The following is a 17,614-nucleotide window of genomic DNA, read 5'->3' as shown; positions in this document are numbered from 1 at the left end:
TTCGACATAAAACTGCTGGACGCGTGACCAATCACATCGGTCACGCGCCCAGCGGTTTCATTTCCTCTCACGCGAACTCAGACCAGAAGCTTGAGTTTCAGCTTGATGATCGTTTCCACGTCCAAGCCGAGTCCGTCGACGAGATAGCTGTCGAAGGATTCGTAGTTGTTGTCCAGTTCGTCGAATGCCGCCTGCAGATAACTGGCATCGACCCCGAGGAGCAACCGATAAACCTCGGCGTACTCCTGACCCTTTGCGGCGGCAATACGAGCCACCTTTGCGTCGATCGACGCCGCGGAGTACTCGTTGGTGAGCAGATAGTCCTCCATGATCGTCTCTCGAGATACACCTGCAATGCTCAGTAGCAGCGCCGATGCCCAGCCGGTGCGATCCTTGCCTGCGGTGCAGTGGAAAATCTGCGCACCGGGGGTATCTGCGAGCTGGGTCAACAGCTCACCGAATCCGGCACGGGAGACGGAATCACTGACGGTCGACCGGTAGCCGGACTGGACATACGCCAGCGCTTGCTCTTTTGTGGCAATGGAGGCGACGTCGCCGCTCGGATCAGCCGCAAGGACCTGAATTTTCTCGTAACGAACCCCGCTGGGCAGAGTGTTCGGGTTCGCCGCGATCTCGGCCTCGGTCCGCAGGTCATACACCGCGGTCAGATGGAGCGACTCGAGTGTCGCGAGGTCCTCGGCGCTCGGGGTTATCGCGTTGGCGCGGTAGAACACTCCCTGGCGCACATGCAGGCCGCCGGTTCCGACGTAACCGGCTTCCCGACCTGCCACATCGCGAAAATTGTCCACCGATGCAAGTCGGGGTGCTACGACGGCAGCCGGCGCACTCGAGCCGAGTTCCGACGATCCTGAGAACGGTAGATCAATCGGCGTCGCGGTAGCAGCGCTTGCGCCGGCTAGCACGAACGAACCAGCTGATGCGAGCGCAACACACGTTCGGGCCGCTCGACGCAAGCTCGTGGGGCGATATGACATCTGATCAATCCTTTCCACAAGGAGCACAAGAAGTTTCGGATATGAACCGCGGTTAGACAGTTGGCGGGGGAAGCAGCTTTCGTGCCGCAGCCTGGGATGCCAGAAGCAACTCGGCCCGATTGTGGCCGCTATTTCTGATTGCCGCCGTTTCGTGCTCTTTCACCACCACGACGGGACCGTTGGCGATATTCGCAAGCCCTTGGGCGGCAACATCGCGAGGGTCCGAAATGCGAAGGCCCGGTGTGTCCATGTTCAAACCTGCGCGGGCCATAGCCGGGGTTCGAGTGAGGCCGAGAACCAATTCGAGCACATCCACGCCATGGTCTTGCATCTCGAGCCACAGCCCTTCGGCGAAAGTTCTGCAGAAAGATTTCACCGCCGAATAAACGCTGATCTGGGCCGAGCCCAAATAGCCGCTCAGCGAGCCCACCAGCAAGATTCCACCACGTCCGCGTTCTCGGAGCCGACCTCCGAAGTGGTGGACGAGCAGCAGTTGACTGGTGATGTTCAAATCTATGACGGACTGAAATCGAGTGAGATCGCCGGTGGCAAATTCGTGACCGTAGGTGTTGGCTCCCGCGTTGTAGATGAACAAGCCGACGTCGATGTCATCTGTTATCTGCCGAATGCGATCAAGTGCATCCGAAGCCAGGAGATCAACCGACAGCGTGCGAACCTCGACGCCTCGAGCGCGGCTGGCATCAGCTGCTTCCGCGAGTGGCCCTTCTTTGCGCGCCAACAGCACCAGGTTGAAACCTTGATCGGCCAACTGGGTGGCGAATTCCGCTCCCACGCCTTCCGATCCACCTGCAATTACTGCCCACGGCCCGTACTTCGCGATGTCCATTGCTCTCCTACCTCGTCATGTGTAATGGCTGCCTGTCATAGTGCAGAGCCCGCTCGGGGAGCGAGAGCGCCCAGCCCGCTGACCGGGACGGAACGACGTTTGTCGGCAACTGATCCCCCAGCGATACTTGAAACTGTTGTAAGGCATAGCCGTACACCGCCAACGGGCCAAGCAGGCGCGTTTCGCAGTCATGCCACAGTGTTGCGCACAGGGATTCTCCCCGAACCTTCGCGCATCAGAGCGAAAGGGACCATGATGAAGACGGACGCACGCCAGCCATAACTCTGCGTCCCGTGAAGTAGTCGACTGATGCGAGGAGTAGTGCAGATATGGGCACCATGAAAGCTGCGGTTGTACATTCGTTCACCGAACCGTTGACGATCGACGATATCGAAGTCCCGGAACCAGGCCCCTTCGAAGCTTTGGTTCGCGTCGAGTATTCCGGTGTCTGCCACACCGATTTACATGCAGCGCACGGCGATTGGCCGGTCAAGCCGTCGCCACCGTTTGTCCCTGGCCACGAAGGCGTCGGGACGGTCATCTCGGTTGGCGAGTCGGTTACCCGGATCAGCGTCGGAAACACTGTCGGAAACGCCTGGCTGTGGAGTGCGTGCGGAGAATGTGAGTACTGCGAAACCGGGTGGGAAACCTTGTGCCCCAACCAGAAGAACGGTGGCTACTCGGTTGACGGATCATTCGGTGAGTACATGCTCGTCGACTCCCGCTACGCGCCGATCATTCCCGCCGGGGTTGATCTCTCCGCGGTGGGTCCGATCCTGTGTGCCGGTGTCACGGTCTACAAAGGACTGAAAGTCACCGACACACGACCAGGGCAATGGGTACTGATCTCCGGAATCGGCGGCCTCGGACACATCGCGGTGCAGTATGCCGTCGCGATGGGGCTCCGCGTGGTTGCCGTCGACGTCGACGACGCCAAACTGGAACTCGCCACCAAACACGGCGCCGAACACACCGTCAACGCAAGCACAGTGGATGATCCTGCCGCAACCATCAGCGCCCTCACCGGCGGCGGAGTTCACGGAGCACTGGTCACAGCCGTCAACGCACACGCCTTCCCCCAAGCGGTCGGCAGTTTGCGCCGCGGCGGCACCGTCTCCCTGGTCGGGCTCCCACCCGAGAAATTCCCCCTCGACATCTTCACCACAGTGCTCTTGGGATTGACTGTGCGTGGCTCGATTGTCGGTACCCGTAAGGACATGACCGAAGCTGTGGACTTTTTCGCCAGGGGGCTGATCAAACCCACCTATTCTCTTCGGAAGCTCGAGGACATCAACAGCATTTTCACCGACATGGAGGCCGGTCAGATCGACGGCCGTATCGTCCTCGATTACACCGCAGGCAAGTCCTGAACTGAACTAGCGACGAGTAACCGTCAGTGCAAAGCCTCGCGAACGCATCGTGAGTTGCTCCTGAACCTCGAGTTCGTAGGACGGGTCCGCTGTGAACTCGTAGCGATGCAGGATCACTGCGAGTGCCATGAGCATTTCGTGATATGCGAACTGGCGTCCGATACATGCGCGCGGTCCGGTGCCGAATGGTTTGTATGCGGCACCGGACCGCGCCCTGACCTGTTCGGGGAGAAATCGATCCGGACGGAATTCGTCTGCGTCCGCGCCCCACACTGCTTTGTCGCAGTGCACTCGCTGCAGGACAACCATGACCCAGTCGCCCTTCTTGAAGGCGTATTTCCCGCCGAGGAGAGTGTCTTCCTTGGCTTCGCGGAAATACCCCGGAGCCGTCGGCCACAGCCGAAGTGTTTCGTCGAGCACTCGCCGTACCGCGCGCAACTTTCCCACCTGATCGAACTCGACCGCCGGAATCTCCCGGGACGGCCACAACGCGTCAACCTCCGCCCGAGCCTTTACGGCTTCCTCGGGATGCTGGGACAACAGCCACAGGGCAAAAGACAAAGCGCCGGCTGAGGTCTCGTGGCCGGCAACGAGGAAGGTCAAGATCTGGTAGCGGATGTTGACCGGATCAAGCCTTTCCCCGGTGGCCGGGTCGACCGACTCCAGCATCAAGGTCAGGAGGTCAGGTCGATCGGCACTGTTCACTTGCCGATCTTCGACAACTCGATCGACCACCGCGTTCAGATATTCGACGTCCGTGGTGTGGCGGCGACGGCGTCGGCGGTCGAATAATGCCCGGCCCGGAATCGGGAGGCCCTTCTGCTGAATGTATTCCAGAGCTCCGAGCATCGCCGTCACAAACGGATCGATGTCCTCGCGATCGTAGGAATTGAATCGATAGCCGAATCCTGCTCTGCCAATTGTCTCGAGGGTCAGTTTGCTCATCTCCTCGGACACGTCGACGGGAGCATCGGCATGGTCCCAGGCCCCGACCATCTCCCTGACGACATCGAGCATGGTGTCGTGATAACTGCGCATCGCCGCTTGTGTGAAGCCGGGCATCAAGATCGCGTGAGCTTTGGACCAGTTCGGTTCGTCATTTTCGGCTGTGAACAATCCGTCACCCGAAATCGGCCGCAGCTGACGTAGCGGCCGGGCAAGGTTCTTTTGCCAGCGCTTTTCGTCATTCACATCCTCGGCCAGGTCGACCCCGCCGATGAAGCTCAATCGCATTGTCAGAATTCGACGCTGGTAGATCGGACCGAGCGACGCCAGAATCCGTGCCGTGTTCTGCATCGGCTTGACTGGGTCCAGCCCGATGATGTCGCCGAGAATCGGCACTCGCCGCGGAGGGTGGGGCGGAACTTCGATGCTCACTGACGACTCCTGGCTGTTGGCACTGACATCCGCCGGAAGTCTACGGGGCAGCTCGGTGACACCCACTTCGCGAGACCCAAGACTGCTACCGACATCATGAAGCCGCTGGATTCCGTCGGGTGCCGGCGGCCCTCTCGTGCGAAGAGTCAGTCAGGTATCGACATTTCAGTGCATCAATAGCACTGTGTACCACCGAGTTCGCATGGGATGGCTTTCGACAGCGCAATTCGCCATTCCCATGGCAACGGAAGGAACCAGATCCAACCACCTGCGATCATCGCGAACCCCTCAATTTCCTGCATCGCACTACGTCGAATTCACGTATCCACCGTTCGACCGACCTCACTGAGATTTTCCGACGGTATCGAAGGGCGACAGAGGACCGTCAAGACCGTTGATCCGGTTGAGTCGGGCTTCGAGCATCGCGGCATGTTCGGGTCGGCAGTGGGTCGTAAGCCGCATCAACAGTGCGCGGAGCCGATCGACGGTCATGGGTGACGTAGTGGCGCTGGCGATCACGTCATCGAGCCCGATCTGGACATAGTCGTCCAGAGTTGGGCGAGACAGCACTACTCGGACGTGCCCGGAAGAGTCGGTGATGTATGTCGGCGCGGTGTCGACAGACGCCACGCGGGTAAGCAGATCTTCGATTTCGTCTAGAGCTTGCACCGCGGTGGCCGGATCGTTGACGGCCGGAGACAGGGCTCTCAGAGCGATGTCTGCCAAGAGCCGGAGCGCGAGTAACGGGTCACCGTCGAATGTGCGTTCGTGGCCAGTGACCAGAGCATCGAGAAATGTTGGTGCCGAGAGTGACCCACGATGTACGTCGGCAACGGACGCACCGTACAGCAGTGTATCGCCTTGCATGACCTGAAGAACGACGACTACCTGAGCAACTGTCGCTGCCTCGAGCAAATCGTCGATGATGATCTCATGCAGCACGGCTGGCGGGTTGGGCCATACGATGGTTGTGTGATCGGCAGGCAGCGCCAATGGCGGTGACGGTGATTCCGAACCCCTCGTGCTGTAGTACGCGCCAAGGACTGCGCGGCCCCGACTGCCTATCGATTTCAGAACCGGTGCCAGCTGGATAGCGGCAAAAGAGTGAATCTGAAGCGCTCGCAGAAATGCCAGCATGGCGAGCAGGAGTAGTACCGCGATAATGGGAACGACCACGGAAACTCGGGCGCGGTTGCCGATGGCGAGTGCTGCGGTGATGGAGAATACGGCCTGCCCCACCGCGAAAGCGAAGGTTCGCCACACGATCGGATCGTCGCGGAACAGCGTCAGCCGGGGTGTGAAAGTTGTTGCTGCCCACTGTACAACAAGAAACAGCAACGAGAATATAACCGCGATGGAACCCAGCAATCCCAGCCCTACCGCAACCAACATATCGGTCACCTGGCGGGCTGGGACTGTTGGCCCGAATTCGACGAGTGGCATCAAAAGACCCAAACTCACACCGGCAAAGATCGAAACAAGCTGGCTCAACCCCGCTCGCCACCGACGGCGTCCGCGAATAAATCCATGCTCGACCGGCTTGCTCATCGCCCTATCCGCTCGAAGTCATCGAAGCTCACTCTCGAGCATTGCCCGCCCCCTGGTGCTGTTGGCGTGATACCGCAACCCTCGAGATGCCCGACGAGCCGATGAGGCGGATCTGGGGTACACCGGTGAGCTGATCAGATCGTTTTTGTAGCGTCGGGCCGCCAGGTCGCAACTGCCCAGATCACCACGACATCGAGCGCAATGATCACGATCGACCACAGTGGGTAGTACGGCAGCCACAGGAAATTGGCCACGATCGAGAGCGCTGCGATGACAAAGGCCATCCCGCGGGCCCATGTCTGTCCCACGAACAGCCCCAACGACACCGCAATGCCGATGATTCCGAGGATGATATGTATCCAACCCCACGTCGTGACGTCGAATTTGAACGCGTAGTTGGTTCCGACCACTACGATATTGTTGTCGGCGAGAGCAGCGATACCTTGCAGGAGAGCAACGACACCTGCGACAAACAGCAGGGCAGCCGCCGCTACCGTAGTACCAATCGCAAAGCCCTGTCGGACAGGATGGTTCGCGGGAGCTTGGTTCGGAGCAGTCATGACGTCCCCTTCATCGGCAGAATAGCGTGTGAACAGTTTCCCGAGATTCAGTAGGGCGAACATCACCCCGAACGGGTGAACCCCCACTCATGTATTGGTTGGAACGGTATGTCGCTGCCGCACGTCCGCAATGTACTCACGGATCGCGTCGCGATTCTTGACGAGAAAGTGAATCTTCTCGTCCAGCCCGGACGCTTCCGCCTCGAGCATCGCCAGCATCTCCGGTGTTACATCATTCATATGGATGACGCGTTCTTGATCCAGACACGGAAGGATCTGCCGAATCACTCGCGTCGGAAATCCCATCTCCAACAGCCCTCGTATCTGGAAAACCCGATCGACCATACGTTCGTCGTAGTCCCGGTAGCTGTTTTCGGATCGTCTCGGAGCGATCAGGCTTTGTTCCTCGTAGTAGCGCAACAGCCGCCGAGATACCCGCGTGGCCGTCGAAAGCTCGCCTATCTTCATGTAGTTGAGGATGTTTCGAGCGAACCGAGGTGCAGGCGCTCACGCAGCGTGCCGGTCAGGCGATTCGATCCGAACACTAAGCCGAGTTGCTGAAGGACGAGTGGGATATCCGAGCCGTTCACCGCCGGCCGTAGTCGCACACCGTCTGCACCAGCTGCCACAAGCTCTTCGATCCGACGGACGAGTTCACCCACCGAACCGACAAATATTTCGGTGTCCGACGAATACGGTGCGCCTGACAGTTCGTCGAGTGCCCTCTTCATGGTCACTGCCTCGTGGCGAGTCGCACCGAGGAAGACGACAAGATCCACCAGGATAGTCAGCGGTCTAGCGATCAAGTCTCGTTGCACTGCAGTGCATTCAGTTTCCACAGCGTTCAATACGTCGCCGATGGAGACCCCGTTCGCGCTCGGAGTCTGCGTCACCAGAATCACGTCGGCTGCCGCGGTCGCCAACTTGTAGGGGACGTTGGCGTGATGTGCCAACGCGAGAACGACGGGTTGCATAGCCGTGGTGACCGGGACGCCGAGTGGGCCTGCGATGTCGTAGGTCGCGGTCGTGATTGGCTGGGCCGAGATCTTGTTGACATCGACGAATCGTCCGTCCGTCCCGTCCAAGAGTGCGTCTTCCGTCCATGTCGACCACAGTGCTCGGAGTATCTCAATCGACTCGGTAGCTTTCGAGAAAACTGGTGCCAGTCGGGTTCCGATCTTCTCGGGAAAGTAGATGTCGGACTCTTTCAGTTCCGGAACGGGCTGTGGGCGAACGAAATGATGTGTGTCGATGCTTCGCGAAGTGATCTGGGCACGAAGCCCGACTCTGCCTCCGCTCAGGACGTTGAGCGATGCTATTTCGGTGGCGATACTGTACGGCTCGCTGTGGGTGAGGTTTCTCGCGGCGATCACGCCAAGTTGTTGTGTTCCGAATACGGCCAGCGCGGTCAGCGCGACCGGCGACAGTCGACCGCGCACCTGGTCCTCCTTGCCGTCCATTGCCCGGAAGTCCGACGACTGAAGCCCAATCGATTCCTCGAAGGTCACGAAATCTACGACGGATGCATCGATGTCACGCAACAACGCCAACCAATACGGAGCAGTGAACAGTTCGGTCGGGGTGTGACCCTGTAGTCGCCACGCCGCTGGATGCCATCCGGCAGGTTCCAAAGCGATGCCGATTATGGGTAAGCGGTGGGACTGTGGTGCGTTCATATGCGAACCTGATCTTCCTGATGGATGTGTGCGGGAGATCGGAACCCGCCACCGCGAGCGGTCAACATGATCACCACGGAGAGTAGGGCGAGTGTCACCGTCCACCACGGCAGAGATCGAGCGCCGTTGAGGGTCAGTAGAACTCCGCCCAACACCGCTCCTGCAGCCATAGCGCCATTCCACAGCGTTGTAAGAAGTGCCTGAGCGTCGTCTGCGTGCGAGCCTGCGGCAACCGCTGCCGACGTTTGCAGCAGAGTCGGAATTCCTCCCCACCCCAGGCCCCATATTGCGGCAGCGACATAGACGAGCAGTGAATCCTCGGTCGTGACGGCCAGAACGGTTGCGGCAACTGCAATCAAGACGGCACTGACCACGGAGAAGGTCCGAAGCTTCGTGTGAATATGTTGACCTACAACAACAATGCTGATCAGGCATGCCACTCCGAACGTCAATAGAATGAGGTCGGTATCGCCTCCCATACCGATCGCCTCGAGGAACGGGGCAATGTACGCGTACATGATCGTGTGCCCCAACACCACAGTGAACGTCACGATCAGAACTGCGTCGACACCGGGGATTCGTGCAGCGCCGAACATGCTCCGCTGTTTCCGGTTTCGCGGCCGGCCAGGACGATCCGGAACTGTCAACCCGATCACAACGAGTAGCGCAACAGCCAGACCCGACATGAGATAGAACGGCGCACGCCACCCGGCGGCATTTCCCAAGAATGTTCCGAACGGAACTCCGAACGCCAGAGACAGCGGAATTCCTGCCATAGCCACCGCGATGGCGCGGCCCTCGAGGTGTTTCGGGGCAAGACTTCTGGCGTACCCGGCAAGCAACGCCCACGCAATCCCCGCAGCAACTCCCGCGACAAAGCGAGCGGTCATCGTCAGAACATAGTCGGAAGAAAATGCGGTGACGGTGTTGGCGACCGCAAACCCGAGAATCGCGCTCAGCAGTAACACTTTCCGGGACCACGACGCCGTCGCTGCAACCAAAGGAACCGTCGTCAGCGCCGTTCCCAGCGCGTAGACCATGATCGTCTGCCCGGCAGCGGATTCACTGACATCGAGACTGTCACTGATTGCGGGTAGCACTCCAGCCGGGAGAGTCTCAGTCAGGCTGGTGATGAAGACGCACGCGAACAAGGCCAGTAGCGGGACTCTCGGAAGCTTGTCCGGAAGACGTTGGTTGGTGCCGAGAACTTTTTGCTGTGAAGCGATGTCATCTGCCATGGACCGATTGTCAACCCTCACATCAATGTGAGGGTCAAGCATTCCACGCGTATCGGATCGCGAGTCAATCAATGTGATGCCGTGTGAGTTTCGTTCGTCCAGTCGAGAAACTGGCCATGGGCACCGGCTAACCCATGAGGTACACCGTCGAGAGAGACGACAAACTTACCGCGACGCGTCTGCGTTGACGTCGTCAACCGGTTGTCGATGGCCGGAAGGACTCCGACCCCTTCATTGGCAATCCAGTGACATGGAAGCGAACCCACAGTGTCCACGAACGCCGCTCGATCCGACGGGGCGAGGTAGCTGAGAACAGCACTGTGAAAGACCACCACAGTTGTGCCTCGAGGTGTCTGCTCGACGAGGTCTGCAATGGTGGAATTGAGATCACCGCGAATCAGATGTGGCGGATCCTCTCGAGCGAGGGCGGCAGCGTCTCGCAATCGCTGTCTGCGATGCTCCTGCTCGGGCCACACGAGACTCTCCAACCAACTCATGTCGTCGGCGTTGGTCACATCGAGTGGATTGAGGTCGATACCGGCCCGGTACACCACTTCTGGGGCCTTTTGCGGAATCGGCGGATTTCCGGTCGTCGCACATTCGAGCAGCACCGTGGACGGACCGTCTACCGGATGCAGATACCGGTTGCCGTCGTAGAGGTAGCTGTACCGGTCCGGATACAGACACAGGCCAGCGGACGCGCCGACCTCTATCAGGGCGAACGGACCCTTCAACAGTCCGAGGACGGGAAGCAGCACGGCGTCGCGACCCGTTTCGTTGGTCTGGGTAGTCCGGGTGCGTGCGAGTTGTTCGACCTCGAACCAGTGCGCACTCACCCACCGACGAAACGACTCGTACGGAGCTATCGGGGCACCGAGATGACGGCTGGCGCCGAAGACCAGGTTCGGTTGCCGTCGGGGTTCTGGAAGTCGATCGATGAGGGCGAGGACCGCTGGGTCCTGTGAGACCCCGAAACCCCAGTCCTCGTAGATCGCCGAATTTCCTCGCGCTTCCACTTCCGCGAATGATCGGTACCAGATCGAAGTGTCCACCATCGATGTCTACCTAACGTGGTGGGGTTCGGGAAGGTTTTCGATCACGCTGAACAAGAACGACGGGGCCGCCGAGTGGATTCCCCACTGAGCGGCCCCGCATCTCGCTGTCCTACGACGTCGAATCAGGTGTGATCCAAGCGTTTCCGAACAGCATGATGCCGTCGGCGCTCGGCGTGATTCCGTAGACGTTCTTGCTCCACGGAATGAAGTACTTACCCGTGTTGACGACCAGCATGGGAGCCGTCTCGTTGACAAGGGTCTGGATTTTCTCGATCACTTTCGTGCGATCTTCGTCGGTCGGCGCCGATTGCATCTCGATCAGAAGGGAATCCATGGTCGCGTTCTTGTACCCGATCACATTCGACGACGATTCGCTGTACAGGTTGCCGTACATCCGGACGAACGGCGATTCGTCGAGCACGTTGAAGCCTGCATACCCGATGTCGTAATCATGTTGGGCGTACATGGTTTTCACGAGGTCGTTGATGCTGGTCGTGTACACGATCTCGACCGTGAATCCGACGGCCTGCAGCATTGCCTGGAACGCCAGCGCACTGCGCTGGGTGGCCGGGTCGTTCAAGCCCACATAGGTGAGCTTGCCGTCGTATCCGTCCGCCTTGGCTTCGCCCAGGAACTTCTTTGCAGCCTCGGGGTCGTACCCGTTTCCGGCGACGGATCCGTGCCACCGCGACCACGACTGGAACATATCGCTGCCGGGCATTCCGTAGCCGGCTTCGACCCGCTCGTTGAACGTATCGGGGTTGAATGCCGCCACGATCGCCTTACGAACCCGGACGTCGGACGCCGCTCGCCCCTCACGCTGATTGATGTTGCCGACACCGCCCATATTCACGGTGTAGACGTATCCCACGTCTCCCGCGCTCAGAGCGTTATGAACAACCTCTGCGCCTCGTAGGTATGCGGCCTGGACACCACCGGTGTGCAGGGCGTCGAGTTTGGCCTGCTCACTGACGATCGCCGGGAAGCGCAATGTGTCGAGATTCGGCTTGCCGTTCCAGTACGCGGGGTTGGCCGCGAGCACCAGTTCATCCTGAGAGGCGAACTTCTCGACGACGAAGGGGCCCGCTCCGATCGGCGCGAATGCTCCTGTTGTCATCGACGACGGTGCCACGATCATCCCCGGACCGGTGGTGAACATGATCGGGAACTCGTTCCACGGCTGCTTCAACGTGAAGACGACGGTAGCCGGATCGGGCGACTGTACGTCGGCAACGGTTGCCTTCCACACCTGCGTGTGGGTCCCCTTCTTCTCCAGATAGTGGTTGATGCTCCACAGCACCGCGGCGCCGTCAACCGGTGTCCCGTCGCTGAACTTCGCTCCGTCGCGAAGCGTCAACGTCCAGACGCTGTTGTCTCCGTTGGCTTCGAGCGATTGTGCGAGTTGCGGTTCGAACGCCTTCGTTTCGGGGTCGTACCGCACGAGGAGGTCGTAGATCGCGGCCATTTCGTTGCCGCCGGTCGCACCGCCATCCTGCCGGTCGGCTGGATCGAGGCTGCTGACGCCGTTGTACGTCGCAAAGGACAGCGTTCCACCAGACGTCGGTTCACCTCCGTCCCCCTGATCGCCGACCAGTCCGGTCGTCACGTCCGACGTATCGGTCTCCGAACCCGAACCGCCCCCGGCGCAGCCTGCAACAAGCACAGTCGCCGCCGCCAGAGCAGTGAACGTGGTCGCGGCACGAGCGAATGAACTACGACGCATGAAGACCTTCTTTCCTAGGGTGTTCGGGAGGATATACCGTTCAGCGCGTGATTGATTCGGGAATCGGCCGAGCGCCACGCACCAGTCGTCCTGGTAGGGCGCCGGTGTGCTCGCCCTCCTCGAAGACAACTTCACCCGCGACAACAGTTGCGACATAGCCGGTGGCAGTCTGCATCAGCCGACGACCACCGGTTGGCAAGTCGTACAGCACTTCCGGGTGATCGGCCTGCAAACGGTCGAAATCGATCACGTTCAGGTCCGCCCGGTACCCCGGCAGTACCTGCCCGCGGTCAAGTAGACCAACCACCGCGGCTGTGTCTACGGTGTGCCGCTTGATCAACCACTCGATGGGAAACAATAATTCGGGGTTCCGGTGGTCACGACCCCAGTGCGTGAGCAGTGTTGTCGGAAAGCTTGCGTCGCAGATAGCGCCGCAATGCGCACCACCGTCACCGAGCGCCGGCACGGTATCCGGCCGAGCGAGCATCTCGCGGACGGCATCCAGATTCCCACCCGCGTAGTTGAGCATCGGGAAATACAGCAGACCACGCCCGTCTTGCGCCATCATCGCATCGTAGGCAACCTCGACCGGCGACACACCGGAACGCTCAGCAAGCGCAGCGACCGAATCATTCGGTCCCGGTTCGTAGTTGGGCGGGTCGCCAAGAAGGTAGACGCTCTCGAACTTGGTCGAGAGTCTCTGCACGAACTCACTGTCCGATACCGGATTCTCCGCCAGAAGGGCCGCTTTGACCTCGGGGCGGGACAGCTGCACCACTCTCTCCTCGCGAGGAAGATCCGCGAGTGCCGCATAGCTGGGATACGCCATGAACGGATGCCAGCTCAGCTCCCAGCCGAGCATGACTCCGACAGCTCTTGGCGCCACCTGGCCGGTGATCGGAATATTCTGTTGCGCAGAGACTTCCGCCAGCCCATCCAGTAGTGACCGCCACTTGTCCGGCGCCCGGTCGCTCTGGACGATGGACACGGACATCGGCCGCTGCGCTGCCTCGACTATGGCGCTGACAAACTCCATCTCCTCAGGTTCGTCCATGAAATCGGAGATGAAATCGATGACACCGGCCCCTGCCTTCGCCAGACCATGTGCCAGCCCGGTCAACTCCTCCCGAGACGCCGTCAGACTGGGCGTCGGCTCGCCGGCAGACGTCTTGTGCACCGCAGACCGCGACGTCGACCAACCGAGCGCACCAGCCTCGACTGCCTCGGCAACAAGGTCACGCATCCGGTCCATTTCAGCGTCGGTCGGCCGGGCCAGATGGTCACCTCCGCGCTCCCCCATTACATACGTGCGAAGTGCGCCGTGTGGCAGTTGCGCGGCAAAGTCGATGGCATGCGGCGTATCGATCGCGTCGAGATAGTCGGGAAAAGACTCCCAGTTCCAGCTCATCCCGTCAGCGAGAACACTTCCGGGAATGTCCTCGACGCCTTCCATCAAGCTGATCAGCCAGTCGCGCTGCTCGGGTTTGACGGGTGCAAAGCCAACTCCACAGTTACCCATCACCACGGTGGTGACGCCATGCAACGACGACGGTGTCAACAACGTGTCCCACGTGACCTGTCCGTCGTAATGCGTGTGGATGTCGACAAACCCGGGGGCGACAAGCTTTCCGGACGCGTCGATCTCACGACGCCCTGCCTCGGGTACCACACCGACGACGGTGATCGTGCCGCCGTCGACAGCCACGTCTGCCCGCCGCGGCACGCTGCCCGTTCCGTCCACAACGGTCCCACCGCGAATCACCAGATCATGCATGGTCTACTGCCTCCGTCGAATCGGACTGCTGGGCAACGCCTTCGAACAAACGCGCTGTTGCTGCTGCGACTGCGGCAGCGGCCGCTGCCGCAGCCGCCGATACAGCCGTGAACTGGAGAAATCCGTGCGGCAGGCTTGGGAGGTGCTGCACCTCGACGGGCACCCCGGAACCGCGCAGCCGCTCGGCATATTCGAGGCCCTCGTCCAGCAACGGATCGTGTCCACCGACAACTACGACGGCCGGCGGCAGCCCGGACAGGTCCGCAGCGCGAATCGGTGCAAGATCGGGAGAGGTCCGGGCGTCCACGTCGGGGCAGTAATGATCGAGAAACCATCCCATCTCCCGTGCACCGAGGAACACTCCTGAGTTGGCGACGTAGGAATCCCGCGTCAGATCGGCGTCCACCACCGGATAGATGAGCACCTGCCCCAAAAGGTTGACGGCGTCATCGGACCGCATCAATTGCGCGCTCACCGCTGCGAGATTGCCGCCGGCGCTGTCACCCGTGACGACAATCCGTGGATCCAGCCCTTCGGATTCTGAAGCGACCCAGCGCAGCACCGTCAACGCATCATCCACGGCGGCCGGGAACGGGTGTTCCGGTGCCAGCCGGTAATCCACGCTCACTACCGGGACGCCAGCAGTCTCGGCGAGCAGCCGGCACATCGGGTCCGCGTAATCGAAATCCCCGGTGACCCAACCTCCGCCATGGAAATGCACGACGGTACCGGCGTGTGTCTCGTCCACCGGCCGGTAGATCCGCACCGAAACCCCGTCACCTACTGCATGCGTTTCGATCGACGCCACCTCGGGCCCAGGTGCGCAGGCCTGCAGCGCACCTCGTATCCGCTCACGCGCATCCGCTGGAGACAGCTCAACCATCGGCGGAAGCCCTGCCCCCGACGCCGCGTCCGCGACGGCCTGAAATGCCGGATCCAACGCACTTCGCTCCTGCACACCGCTTGTCATGAACTAGAATCTAACTCTAGTCTGTGAATATGACAACGGTCACATCAAAATCGCGAGTCGGCGTGCGGCTGTGTTTACGAGCGTCGAACGCCGCCTTCGCTCAGACCGTGCCGTTCAACGAAAAGATCATGTCGACAGTGCGATCGAGCAGTCGATGAACCTCGGCGGCTTCCTGACGTCCCAATCCGAAAAGTACCAACTGATGAGTCAACACAGCGGTCACAATCGACACGATGTCCGCAGCGTCGCCCGCGGGCAGATCGGCAAGTTGCGCGCGATACGAGATCAGCACCTGGTCGGAGAATTCGGCAAAGATCTCGGACACGATCGGATCCGTCGACTGTCTGAGTGTGCTTTGCAGACGAAGAAAACTCGGATACTCCTCGAACCGACGGACCGAGTGGTGCAAGCGCACCCGTATCCGCTCGGCGGGCGAGCGCGACGTATCAACCGGGTTTCCGTGCTTGATCGGATCCGTCGCCGACCAGTCTCGCAACACCGCCGCATACAGGTGCTCCTTGGACGTGAAATACCGATATACAGTTCCGAGCGCAACGCCGGAACCCTCTGCAACATCACGGATTTGGATGCGCTCGAACTCGTCCGCAACCAACAACTCGCCGGCGACATCGATGATGTGTTGGCGCCGCGCCTGTTGACCTTTGGGCAACGACGCGGGATCCAATTGCGCCGGCCTGTCGTTGGGCCCTGCGTCCACGTTTGCATTCCTCCCGTTACATCCGAACAGCGTGCGGCGTACTCACAGCCTGCACTGATGCTACTGGCACATCCCGTCGTCCCCGCCCCTCACCGTGAATCGAGGCAGTCCCCATGCTGAACAACCCTCCGCAGACTCCAGATTGCGACGCAATTGTCGTGGGCGCCGGATTCGCCGGCCTCTATGCGCTGCACAGCCTTCGGCAACGAGGCCTCTCCGTTCGAGGGTTCGAAGCAGGTAGCAGCGTCGGCGGAACCTGGTTCTGGAACCGCTACCCCGGCGCCCGGTGCGATGTCGACAGCGCCGACTACTCGTATTCATTTGACGACGACCTTCAGCAGGAATGGATCTGGACAGAACGCTTCCCCGCGCAGCCTGAGATTCTCTCGTATCTCGAGCACGTCGCCGATCGATTCGACCTGCGCAAGGAGATCACATTCGGAATTCGTGTGACATCAGCCGATTTCGACGAAACGGCGGGATTGTGGACGATCACGACCGACGACGGAGATTCTGTCACCGGTCGGTGGGTCGTCATGGCAACCGGTGCACTCTCATCCGCGCGAATGCCAGAATTAGCCGGCCAGCAGGATTTCCGCGGCGAGGTCCATCACACCGGACACTGGCCGTCTCAGGGCGTCGAGTTCACGGGTAAGCGCGTGGGCGTCATCGGTACCGGATCGTCCGGGGTACAGGCGATCCCGCTCATCGCCGAGCAGGCCGAACACCTCACCGTGTTCCAGCGGACCCCGGGATTTGTCATCCCAGCGCGCAACCGGCCACTCGGACCCGACGAACTCGACGAGATCAAGGCCGACTACCCCACCCGCCGCCAGAACCTGCGTGAATCCCACGGTGGCTGGATTCTCCCGCCGCCCGTCGGACTGGCACTCGAAACCGCGCCGGAAGTCCGTGACAAGGAATACGAGAGCCGCTGGGCCGGCGGCGGAATCGCCTTCCAGAACGCCTTCGGCGACATCATGATCAGCGTCGACGCCAACGAGACCGCCGCTGAATTCGTACGATCGAAGATCCGCGATACAGTCGAAGATCCCACTACGGCAGAGGCACTGTGCCCCAAGGGGTATCCATTGGGTTCGAAGCGGTTGTGCATCGGAACCGACTATTACGAGACTTTCAACCGCGACAACGTCACGCTGGCGGACCTCCGCGCCGCACCGATCGAGCACATTGTGCCCGAGGGAATCCAGACCTCAGCGGGACTGCACGAACTCGACATGATCGTCTACGCCACGGGATTCGACGCCATGACCGGCGCGTTGAACGCCATCGACATCCGCGGGCGAGATGGCATAGCACTACGCGAGACCTGGGCGGCTGGGCCACGCACGTATCTCGGCGTTGCGGTTGCGGGCTTCCCCAACATGTTTGTCCTCACCGGACCAGGCAGCCCCTCGGTCTTGTCCAACGTCGTGGTCTCGATCGAACAGCACGTCGAGTGGGTAGTGGACTACATCGACCACATGCGCCGCGTCGGCACGCAGTTCGCCGAAGCTACCCATGCCGCTCAAGAGCAGTGGGTAGACCACGTGACCTCCATTGCCGCGGATAGTCTCTATATGCAAGCGGATTCGTGGTATCTCGGCGCCAACGTTCCCGGTAAACCGAGAATTTTCATGCCATATATCGGCGGCGTCGGAAACTATCGAAACCTCTGCACTCAAATCGCCGCCGACAATTACCGCGGGTTCACAACGACCCCCGAACTCGCGTAGCTGTGTATAGCGACGGCGCTACGTCCT

General features: G+C 60.4%; 15 protein-coding genes. 2 read left to right on the top strand and 13 right to left on the bottom strand.

Features of this window, described 5'->3' with window-relative positions:
• Window positions 1-77: 77 nt before the first annotated feature.
• Together RG2_RS12315 and RG2_RS12310 are read right to left on the bottom strand one after the other, a co-directional pair.
• Window positions 78-995 carry a tyrosine-protein phosphatase gene (locus tag RG2_RS12315; protein ID WP_033234691.1) on the bottom strand — a complete coding sequence of 306 codons (918 nt, stop codon included), beginning with the start codon at window positions 993-995 and terminating at the stop codon, window positions 78-80.
• Between the two features lie 52 nt (window positions 996-1,047).
• On the bottom strand, window positions 1,048-1,842 hold the full coding sequence (locus RG2_RS12310) for an SDR family NAD(P)-dependent oxidoreductase (protein WP_033234692.1): 795 nt from the start codon (window positions 1,840-1,842) through the stop codon (window positions 1,048-1,050).
• 329 nt (window positions 1,843-2,171) lie between these two features.
• On the opposite strand from RG2_RS12310, the gene adhP reads away from it, so the two are divergent.
• Window positions 2,172-3,212 carry an alcohol dehydrogenase AdhP gene (gene adhP / locus RG2_RS12305; protein ID WP_174557353.1) on the top strand — a complete coding sequence of 347 codons (1,041 nt, stop codon included), beginning with the start codon at window positions 2,172-2,174 and terminating at the stop codon, window positions 3,210-3,212.
• Between the two features lie 6 nt (window positions 3,213-3,218).
• On the opposite strand, the gene RG2_RS12300 is transcribed toward adhP, so the two are convergent.
• The 11 genes from RG2_RS12300 to RG2_RS12250 form a co-directional block, all read right to left on the bottom strand.
• The gene (locus tag RG2_RS12300) at window positions 3,219-4,589 is read right to left on the bottom strand and encodes a cytochrome P450 (RefSeq protein WP_033234967.1); all 1,371 of its coding nucleotides are present in this window, start codon (window positions 4,587-4,589) and stop codon (window positions 3,219-3,221) included.
• A 342-nt stretch (window positions 4,590-4,931) separates the two neighbouring features.
• On the bottom strand, window positions 4,932-6,137 hold the full coding sequence (locus RG2_RS12295) for a DUF2254 family protein (protein WP_051730533.1): 1,206 nt from the start codon (window positions 6,135-6,137) through the stop codon (window positions 4,932-4,934).
• Window positions 6,138-6,271: 134 nt separating this feature from the next.
• Complete coding sequence (locus tag RG2_RS12290) at window positions 6,272-6,697, bottom strand: DUF7144 family membrane protein (RefSeq protein ID WP_033234969.1); 426 nt, start codon at window positions 6,695-6,697, stop codon at window positions 6,272-6,274.
• A gap of 87 nt (window positions 6,698-6,784) precedes the next feature.
• Entirely contained in the window at window positions 6,785-7,165 is a 381-nt protein-coding gene (locus RG2_RS12285) for a MerR family transcriptional regulator (RefSeq protein WP_033234693.1), read from the bottom strand.
• A complete protein-coding gene (locus RG2_RS12280; protein WP_051730534.1) occupies window positions 7,162-8,373 on the bottom strand; it encodes an LLM class oxidoreductase in 1,212 nt (403 codons plus the stop codon). The genes RG2_RS12285 and RG2_RS12280 overlap by 4 nt, the downstream gene beginning before the upstream one ends.
• Window positions 8,370-9,611 carry an MFS transporter gene (locus RG2_RS12275; RefSeq protein ID WP_116538752.1) on the bottom strand — a complete coding sequence of 414 codons (1,242 nt, stop codon included), beginning with the start codon at window positions 9,609-9,611 and terminating at the stop codon, window positions 8,370-8,372. Before RG2_RS12275 ends, RG2_RS12280 begins: the two co-directional genes overlap by 4 nt.
• A 68-nt stretch (window positions 9,612-9,679) precedes the next feature.
• Complete coding sequence (locus tag RG2_RS12270) at window positions 9,680-10,666, bottom strand: DUF2332 domain-containing protein (protein WP_230590161.1); 987 nt, start codon at window positions 10,664-10,666, stop codon at window positions 9,680-9,682.
• Window positions 10,667-10,775: 109 nt separating this feature from the next.
• The gene (locus tag RG2_RS12265) at window positions 10,776-12,389 is read right to left on the bottom strand and encodes an ABC transporter substrate-binding protein (RefSeq protein ID WP_033234694.1); all 1,614 of its coding nucleotides are present in this window, start codon (window positions 12,387-12,389) and stop codon (window positions 10,776-10,778) included.
• Window positions 12,390-12,429: 40 nt separating this feature from the next.
• Window positions 12,430-14,163, bottom strand: a complete 1,734-nt coding sequence (locus RG2_RS12260; protein WP_033234695.1) for an N-acyl-D-amino-acid deacylase family protein — start codon at window positions 14,161-14,163, stop codon at window positions 12,430-12,432.
• Window positions 14,156-15,133 carry an alpha/beta hydrolase gene (locus RG2_RS12255; protein ID WP_230590162.1) on the bottom strand — a complete coding sequence of 326 codons (978 nt, stop codon included), beginning with the start codon at window positions 15,131-15,133 and terminating at the stop codon, window positions 14,156-14,158. Before RG2_RS12255 ends, RG2_RS12260 begins: the two co-directional genes overlap by 8 nt.
• A gap of 100 nt (window positions 15,134-15,233) precedes the next feature.
• Window positions 15,234-15,851 carry a TetR/AcrR family transcriptional regulator gene (locus tag RG2_RS12250; RefSeq protein ID WP_033234697.1) on the bottom strand — a complete coding sequence of 206 codons (618 nt, stop codon included), beginning with the start codon at window positions 15,849-15,851 and terminating at the stop codon, window positions 15,234-15,236.
• A 113-nt stretch (window positions 15,852-15,964) separates the two neighbouring features.
• Here RG2_RS12250 and RG2_RS12245 point away from each other — a divergent pair, with 113 nt between their 5' ends.
• Window positions 15,965-17,587, top strand: a complete 1,623-nt coding sequence (locus tag RG2_RS12245) for a flavin-containing monooxygenase (protein ID WP_033234698.1) — start codon at window positions 15,965-15,967, stop codon at window positions 17,585-17,587.
• Window positions 17,588-17,614 lie beyond the last annotated feature (27 nt).

This window comes from Rhodococcus globerulus NBRC 14531 (assembly GCF_001894805.1).
Lineage (GTDB): Bacteria > Actinomycetota > Actinomycetes > Mycobacteriales > Mycobacteriaceae > Rhodococcus_F > Rhodococcus_F globerula.
Note: the sequence above shows the minus strand (reverse complement) of the source record. Positions and strands in the feature narration are given on the sequence as shown.

Excerpts from the sequence above, each read along its gene's own strand:
- RG2_RS12315 (WP_033234691.1), bottom strand. The coding sequence starts at position 995 with ATGTCATATCGCCCCACGAGCTTGCGTCGAGCGGCCCGAACGTGTGTT.
- RG2_RS12310 (WP_033234692.1), bottom strand. The coding sequence starts at position 1,842 with ATGGACATCGCGAAGTACGGGCCGTGGGCAGTAATTGCAGGTGGATCG.
- adhP (WP_174557353.1), top strand. The coding sequence starts at position 2,172 with ATGGGCACCATGAAAGCTGCGGTTGTACATTCGTTCACCGAACCGTTG.
- RG2_RS12295 (WP_051730533.1), bottom strand. The coding sequence starts at position 6,137 with ATGAGCAAGCCGGTCGAGCATGGATTTATTCGCGGACGCCGTCGGTGG.
- RG2_RS12290 (WP_033234969.1), bottom strand. The coding sequence starts at position 6,697 with ATGACTGCTCCGAACCAAGCTCCCGCGAACCATCCTGTCCGACAGGGC.
- RG2_RS12285 (WP_033234693.1), bottom strand. The coding sequence starts at position 7,165 with ATGAAGATAGGCGAGCTTTCGACGGCCACGCGGGTATCTCGGCGGCTG.
- RG2_RS12280 (WP_051730534.1), bottom strand. The coding sequence starts at position 8,373 with ATGAACGCACCACAGTCCCACCGCTTACCCATAATCGGCATCGCTTTG.
- RG2_RS12275 (WP_116538752.1), bottom strand. The coding sequence starts at position 9,611 with ATGGCAGATGACATCGCTTCACAGCAAAAAGTTCTCGGCACCAACCAA.
- RG2_RS12270 (WP_230590161.1), bottom strand. The coding sequence starts at position 10,666 with ATGGTGGACACTTCGATCTGGTACCGATCATTCGCGGAAGTGGAAGCG.
- RG2_RS12265 (WP_033234694.1), bottom strand. The coding sequence starts at position 12,389 with ATGCGTCGTAGTTCATTCGCTCGTGCCGCGACCACGTTCACTGCTCTG.
- RG2_RS12260 (WP_033234695.1), bottom strand. The coding sequence starts at position 14,163 with ATGCATGATCTGGTGATTCGCGGTGGGACCGTTGTGGACGGAACGGGC.
- RG2_RS12255 (WP_230590162.1), bottom strand. The coding sequence starts at position 15,133 with ATGACAAGCGGTGTGCAGGAGCGAAGTGCGTTGGATCCGGCATTTCAG.
- RG2_RS12245 (WP_033234698.1), top strand. The coding sequence starts at position 15,965 with ATGCTGAACAACCCTCCGCAGACTCCAGATTGCGACGCAATTGTCGTG.